General features: G+C 64.3%; 5 protein-coding genes. All 5 read right to left on the minus strand.

All coding sequences use genetic code 11. The features are described from left to right. On the minus strand, positions 1-759 hold a 759-nt coding region (locus tag ACIQ42_RS13525), incomplete at its 3' end, for a Fic family protein (protein WP_397422748.1). A 138-nt stretch (positions 760-897) separates the two neighbouring features. Further along, a complete protein-coding gene (locus tag ACIQ42_RS13530; RefSeq protein ID WP_397422749.1) occupies positions 898-2,142 on the minus strand; it encodes a hypothetical protein in 1,245 nt (414 codons plus the stop codon). 759 nt (positions 2,143-2,901) lie between these two features. Beyond that, entirely contained in the window at positions 2,902-4,353 is a 1,452-nt protein-coding gene (locus ACIQ42_RS13535) for a hypothetical protein (RefSeq protein WP_397422750.1), read from the minus strand. Between the two features lie 139 nt (positions 4,354-4,492). Beyond that, the gene (locus ACIQ42_RS13540; protein WP_397422751.1) at positions 4,493-5,887 is read right to left on the minus strand and encodes a S8 family peptidase; all 1,395 of its coding nucleotides are present in this window, start codon (positions 5,885-5,887) and stop codon (positions 4,493-4,495) included. A 27-nt stretch (positions 5,888-5,914) separates the two neighbouring features. Next, a partial coding sequence (locus ACIQ42_RS13545) for a tyrosinase family protein (protein ID WP_397422752.1) occupies positions 5,915-7,253 on the minus strand: 1,339 nt, incomplete at its 5' end.

Below are 7,253 nucleotides of genomic sequence, written 5' to 3' on the forward strand. Positions count from 1 at the left end.
CAGGATATCGTAGTAAGCGCTCCGCTCGATGCGGATCTGACTCGACATGCTGTAAAATCGCTGCGGGCTATTCTCCGAGCGGGCGAGCGCGAGGTCGGCGATAGCGCGCGCAATCCGCCCGTTGCCATCATCAAATGGGTGAATGGTGACGAACCACAGATGCGCGACGGCGGCCTTCAAGATGGGGTCGAAGGGCGCGTCACCGCCAAACCAATCGAGGAAGGCTTGCATCTCGCGAGCGAGGCGGTCCGCGCTGGGCGCTTCATAGTGGACGCGTTCACGACCTATCGGTCCTGACACGACTTGCATGTGACCCGAGGTGGCGTCGCGCCAGCCGCCGACGACAATCCTGGACATGCCGCTGCGCCCGGTTGGAAACAGGGCCGCGTGCCATGCGAAGAGCCGCTCCTGGGTGAGCGGCATCTGATAGTTCTGGGTGGCGTCGAGCATCATTTCGACGACACCTTCGACGTTGCGATCTGCTGGCGCGAGCGCACCAATGTCCATGCCAAGGCGGCGAGCGATCGAAGAGCGAACCTCCTCCTTGTCGAGAAGTTCGCCTTCGATCTCACTGGACTTGAGAACGTCCTCGGTAAGTGTTTCGAGGACGGCCTCGGCGCGATGCTGGAAGCCGAGGGTTTCCATGCGGCCAAGTAGCTTGCCTTGCCGCAAACGCACGGCAGCGAGCTGCTCTTGTAGGCGCTTTGCGTCCCACGTCAGTGTGGGCCAGCCGTCCAATTCATGGATATAGGCCGCCATAATCACCGCTCCTTATGCGGTGATTATGGCGATTATTCACCGCAGACGCAAGAATATTCCCCGCACGCTGTACGGTGAATAGGGCAGATATTCACTGCACTCAGTCAGGGCAGGAGGACCAGCGAGAAGGAGCCGGCTCTACCCTTCGTCTTCCGGCGGAGAAGTCGCCTCTGCACGCTGTCGGCGTTTAGGCATAAGGCGATCAAGCGGCCCCTGAACCTCACCAATCGGCGAGCCGGGACTCTCCTTTTCCACGAGGCGAAGCGGCGCCTCTTCCAGGCGATCAAGCGCTATTGAGAATAGACGCTTGGCGAATTCAGGATCGATGTTGGCGGCCTCGCGACGATAGCCTTCATAAGCCTTGGCGACGGAGGCCTTGTACCCGTAGTCCTCAGCCAGGCGGAAACGCTGGCCGATCTGCCGGGTGAGCAGCCACGCCAGCCAGACGGGCGCTGACACGCTGAGTGCGGTGAAGGTGACGTTGATCCAGAGGATGCCGTAGCGGATCGAATGGTCCTGCATAAGGCCATGCACGAATTCGACACGGTTGTAGGTAATGTAGCCACCAAGAGCGAGTGCGACTGCCAGGAAGAAAGCAAGGAATCCTGTGGTCAGGTTAAGGGCGTTGGCGCGGTCAGCAAAGGCTTTGCCAAGCCCCATGGTGGTCGCCGCACTGTAGGCCGAATCCAGTTTCATCATCACTTCGGCGGAGGTGCGCTCACGTTCTTCGAGAGTGGTGAGAATTGCTGCGGCGCGCCCCAGCAACGCATCCATCTCTTTGTCGGCTTTGGTCAACCGCAGAGTCGTATCGGCGTAGGCTGAACGAGCCTCCTCCAACGATTGCATGTCGGCCGGCAAAGACGCGGCGATACCATGCGCGCCGTTAATCTCGGCGATCTTGGCATCGAGATCGCCAGCATCCGCCCTGGCCTTCTTGACCCCATTGTCAATCTTGCGGAGTTCCCGGACCAGGTAGGCCGGGAGCAGTGTCTTGTCCTCGATCGCCTTGAGATCGATCTGCGGGATGTCGTATTTGCGAAGGATGAGGTCCACGCCTTCGAGGAGGCTGGAGATGGCAACGTACGCGGCAGCAGCATTGCCGGCGATCTGAGGAAGCGAGTTGCCGCGAACGTACTCAACGCGCTGTGGAAGCAATTGCAGGCGGCCGAGGTCGCTGTCAGAGACGATTTTCCCATCGATACGTTGAACAAGCGATTTGCTGTTCTGAATGAGGTCGACCAAGTCCGTGCGGCTGAGCGCAGGATGGTTCCAACCCCATTGCTCCATCATGCTGTTGTCAGCTGGGAGAACGCTGACGAGCTGCGTAGACAGGGCGTCGAGAGCGCCAGCCAGTTCGTTCAAGAATGGTGTTGCGTCGGCCATTTCCACCCCTCGATCAGGTGTAGCCGATACCACCAGTGATCGTCCGTCAACACTCTGAGATAGCAGGTACGACAATGTGTCCCCAGGATTGTTGAGGGGAGCGCTGAACGCAGTTGGGCCGCATTTCCGAGCAGCGAGTCGCTTCAGGTGTTCTTGAAAGTTGGAGGTTTTGGAGATGGCACCGTGGGCAGAGAGGAACCGCTGGGCTGCCTAACGGCATAGTTGACGCCGCCCCCCTGACACCGCCCGCAGCAAGCCTGTGGTCGCACCCCGCATAGATGACTGACTTCGCTATACCCCCGCTGGCTGCGGTGACAAGGCCGTCCGCCGGTTGGTGTCTAGGTTTGAAATCGGCCCGCGTTGACAAGCATTCCGTCTGATCGCCGAAACGGCTATCATAGCGGCATGACAAAGGGCCTTTGACGCGATAGCGACGGCTGGGTTCGCGTCGGCTACGCGGATGGGAACGAGCGCGTTGTCACGCGCGACCAATACGAAACCCAGGGCTACCAGCCCCCGTTCGAAGAGTTACCGCTGGGGGACACCGATGCCTAAAGGCCCTCGCGGAGAGAAGCTCCCCGTCGACCTTGTCTAGGGATCCTACCCCAGTCAGGACCTGCCGCTGGCCGGAGTCGGCACGGGGCTAAAGGATGAGCGCTCCGGGACCTTCTACCCCTTCTGGGATCTGGTACGAGGCCTAGGTTCTGTACCCATAAAGCTTGCCGGCAAACTTTATGGGTGCAGAACCTAGACGAGGACCTACTCGAAACAGGCGGCAACGGCCTCGTTGTCGGCGCCGGCCGCGGTTCGGCAGTCCTGCAGCCGCCGCCAGTTGTCGAGAGCCTTGATCTGCTGACGCTGGGCCTCGATCAACGACTTATCCTTGGTGCTGTAGTCCACCTTAAGGGAAATCAGCTGAGCGGGGACGGAGATCACCGCAGTAGCGATCTTCACCGGCAGCCTGACGATTTCCAAGAACTCGCTCGGCCGCTCGGCAGTCCAATTTACGATCGCGCCGTCGGTGAATTGCACGTCGTTGACCGTCTTTACGAAGGCCGAAGAGTTCATCGGGATGAATGAGGTCGGACCCGCTTGCGGCAGCGCCACGAAGGCCATGTCGATCGGTTGCCAGCAGCTGTCGGAGGCGCAACCCGGAATCGCCTCCTGCTCCAGGCGGATCATAACGGGTGTCGGCGAGCGATAGAAGAGCGCGCCCTGGGCAACGGCCCCGTAGGTATCGCCCCGGGCCACCGGCCCAGCGGCACCGACTGACGGCAGCACAACCTTGATACGGAACGGGAATTTTGCATTCCGCAGCTCCTGGTTAGTGTCCTCAACCTCGCCCGCTGCGCGTACAATATCGGCGGAGGGCTGTGCCGGCGGCCCGTCTTCCAGTTGCGGCTCGAACGTATCGGCCGCGTCGTCCACTTTGCTCTGGCGCGGAGCCACGCGTCGCTCGATGGGTTGGTAGCTGGAGCCGCCGTCTGCAGTAGAGGTCGGGTCGAAGATCCGGATGAGCGTCTTCGGCAGCTTGGCGCAGGGGACTGGCGGATTGGCGGCGTTCGGCGCCATCGGCGCGCCGGGCCCACCAAACCCGCCCACGCCCGCTAGGGCGCCAGCGGCTTCGACGATGATGTCGGCGGTTCGATCGGCGGCGACCACGTTGGTGGAGCTCAGCAGGCCAGCGGGGGTGACCTTGAGACTGAAGGTGTCGTCGCGGAACGGGTTGTGCACGATGCGCGCGATGTAGCGGTGGCGGATGTCGGGCTGTGGGGGCAAGAGCTCCAGCTTAGCCTCATATGTGCACTCTGCCCCGGAGATCTGCGCTACGGTTATCGCGGCAGAAAGCTCGTTGAGAGCCTTCTCTGCCGCATCGACGCCCCTCTTGGCCACAGCTTCGTCGGCCTTCGCAATGGAGGTCTTCACGGCGGCCGCGGCTTTGGCGGCCGCGGCATCGGCGGCAAGGGCGGCCTCAACGGCTTCCGCCTGCTTGCGTGCGGCCTCCGCGGCGCCGAAACCCTTCTTGGCTTCGGCGAGCGTCGCCTGTTTGCCGGGCAAAGCCTTCTTCATCTCTGTGAGATCGATCGGCGAGCGCGTAGCCGTCAGTTTCATGGGCCGCATCGGCAGGTAATAGGTCACCCCTTGAGAGGCTCCGACGTGCGGCCCGTGGCTGACCGGCGTCGAGCGAACGGTCGTGCAGGCGGCGGCCAAGCCTACCACCGCGGCGACACAGCCCAGCCTCGCTATCCTTGCTGCCACGCGAGTCAAAACCGTTGCTTCACGGCGATTGTCAGAGACCATATGAACTCCCCCAGTCCCTGCCCTGCGCGGCCGACCCACGCCGGGCGAATTAGTTTGCGAGGCGGCGGGCCTCCGCCACAGCCGCGCCCACGTCCAAAAACACACCGATCGGCTTGTTGGCGTCAGTCTGGACGGGCTGCCCCGTGCTCTTGAGAATCTGCCGGACCTGGCTATGCGTTAGGGTCGGGTTGACTGAAAGCATCAGCGCAACGGCCCCGGCGACCTTCGGCGTCGCGCCCGAGGTGCCGCCGAACCCGTTACGGAACTTGGCGTCGCCAGAATGCCCTAGCGTCAGGTCATGAAGCGGATCGCCCGGCGCGCATATGTCAACGGATGGCCCGTAGTTCGAGAAGTCGGCGCGGGGGTTGTCGGTCGTATGGTAAGCGGTCGCGCCGACCAGGATCGAGCCGGTGGCCGCGAAAGCCTCGCCAGAATCACTTCGATCGGCGCGCTGATTGCCGTTGCCGGCCGCCACGCAGACAATGCACCCTGCGGCTATGGTGTCTCGGATCGCCTGGGCGACGGACGGCACCTGTTCGTAGTTGCCGTGGTTCTCGGACTCGACCTCGTAGATCACCACCTTGGGGCGACCGGCCGACGACGTCTGCTGGACGTACAGCAGGCCGGCGATCCAGTAGTCGTCGAAGTCGGAAGGCCCGTCGCACTTGATCGCCCAGAGCTCGGCCTCTGGAGCGTAGCCGGCCATGCCGGCGCCGTTGGCCCGCGCGCCGGCGATACCCAGTACCGCCGTGCCGTGGTCCGCCGCGTCGCCCCAAGCGACATTTGCGCTGCCGTCGACGACATTACGCGTCTTGGTGATGCCCTTGCGCAGTTCATGATGGGTGACCCGGAACCCCCAGTCGCAATCGGCCAGAACCACCCCGGCGCCGCGCGTGAGCGCCCAGGCCGCCGGCACGCGCGTGCGATGGAGGTACCACTGGTTCTCGAACCCACCCGGCCCCACGACCACCTGATCGGAGGCGCCGACCATGGGCTCCTTGACCGGCTCGGGAAACGGCGGCCGTGGCCGTGGGACGATCACCGCGTCCTGAACCTCGGGGGTTTCCTTCAGCGCCGCCTTGACCTCCTCCGCCGATGTTCCCGGTGGAAACTTCAGGCGCACATAGCGCTGCTGCTCAAGCTGCTGCTCGGTGGCGGCTTCCAGGCCGCCCGCCGGCAGGGGAAAGGGCGACTTGGCCTCAAGCATGCCGAAGCGTCGCGCGACTTCCGGGAACGATTCCGCACGCTCCGCCGCCGCGCGCTCTGTGGCCTCCCTCGGATCGCCCGACGCCAGCACTATCTCGACGATCACGTCGCGTGGTGCGCTTTCCGCCGCGGCGGACTCGGTGACCGGCCCGCCGCCGGTGAGCTCGGCCGCCCGGCCATCGTCGCCCTCGAGCTCCGGGCTCTCCAGCCCCGTGGGTTCGTCGTTTTCTTCAGACATCGCCGCCTCGCTTGGCTCTGGACCGCATCATCCGGCCGCGACTTGGAGTTCGTAGCGCGCAAGCGTGAGCGGTGCGCGGTAGCCGAGTTGCTGGATGGGCAAAAGGAACGCTTCGACCTGGGTGTCGCCGAGCTCTCGCACCGCCTCGGTGGCCTCCAGGGCGAAGTCGGCGCGGAAGCTGCGGTCGGAATAGCCGACGACACCCAGCACGCCGACATAAGCCGCCTTGGTGCGATCAAATCCGCCCGCGCCGCGCTTCTGCAGGTAGACCGCCGCCATCACGCCCCGAACCGGCGTTTCTAGGTCCACAAGGCGAAGAAAGGCCCGCGCGTTTGCCGCCAGCGGACGCGACCCCGGTCCCGGCGGCGATGGGCCAGCGTCGAGCACGGCCAAGGGACCCGATCGGTTCGTGGCTGGAGCGAGAGCTTCGGCGGGAGGTTCGGGCGGGCGGCGGGCTGGCGACACCACCGCCGCGCTCGGCGGACCAGGCTCAGAGCGCGGCGGCTCGTAGCGATAGCCCAGGTCCTCGGTCCGCCTAGTCTGCGAGACCTTGATCGTTCGCGGCGGACCTTCCGGCGTCGCGAAGACGAACTCCCGCTCGAACATTGGGTCGGTCCAGGGTTCGGTGGCGGCGTGGGTTCCGTCGTTGGGCGTACGCCAAACCTCCCATAGCCGGTCCAGGTTACCGTGATGGGCGAAGAACAGCGGGTCGCGAGCGGCCGTGTCGAGCGCGCCCATATCGCCGCCCACCGCATTGTGGATCGCGCCGTGCGGCGTGCCCTCGATCGCCGAGCGCGACGCATACTCCGCGGTTGGCCCCCATCCGCCCATGCCGACGTCCAGCAGTCGGCCGGCTGCGTTGCGCCGTCCGCGGAAGCTGTCGCGCGACATGGCGGTAAGGTCCATGACGTAAGCCGGCACGGGGTCCATGCGTCTTCCAGGATGATCCAACGCGCCCGTGCGGAACGGCGCGGGGATCGATGCCGTGAGCGGCCAGTGCCAGTAGGGCAGTGCGAAGGTCGCATCCCCAAGCGCCGCGCGCAGGCTCATCTCGGTAGAGGCGAGGTACGCCCGGTGCCAGGGAAGAAACCACCAGGTGCCGTGGATCTCCTTCTTCGGGCCCGACGGCAAGCTGGCGCAGTAGTCGCGATGCTCCACGGCGTTGCGGAACCATGTGTTCGATGTCCCCACCGCGCGCGACTTCAGAATGCGGACGGCTTCGGCATACTTCTGAAGGTCGTCTCGTCCCAGGCTGATGATGGTGTTGACGTCACGGCGAACCGGGATCGTTTGGGCGAAGGCCCGCATCGCCACCCCGCCCAGCACGAGCGCGCCGCCCACGGCCGTCGTTTCGAGGAATGCGCGT

This window comes from Phenylobacterium sp. (genome assembly GCF_044372605.1).
Classification (GTDB): Bacteria; Pseudomonadota; Alphaproteobacteria; order Caulobacterales; family Caulobacteraceae; genus Phenylobacterium.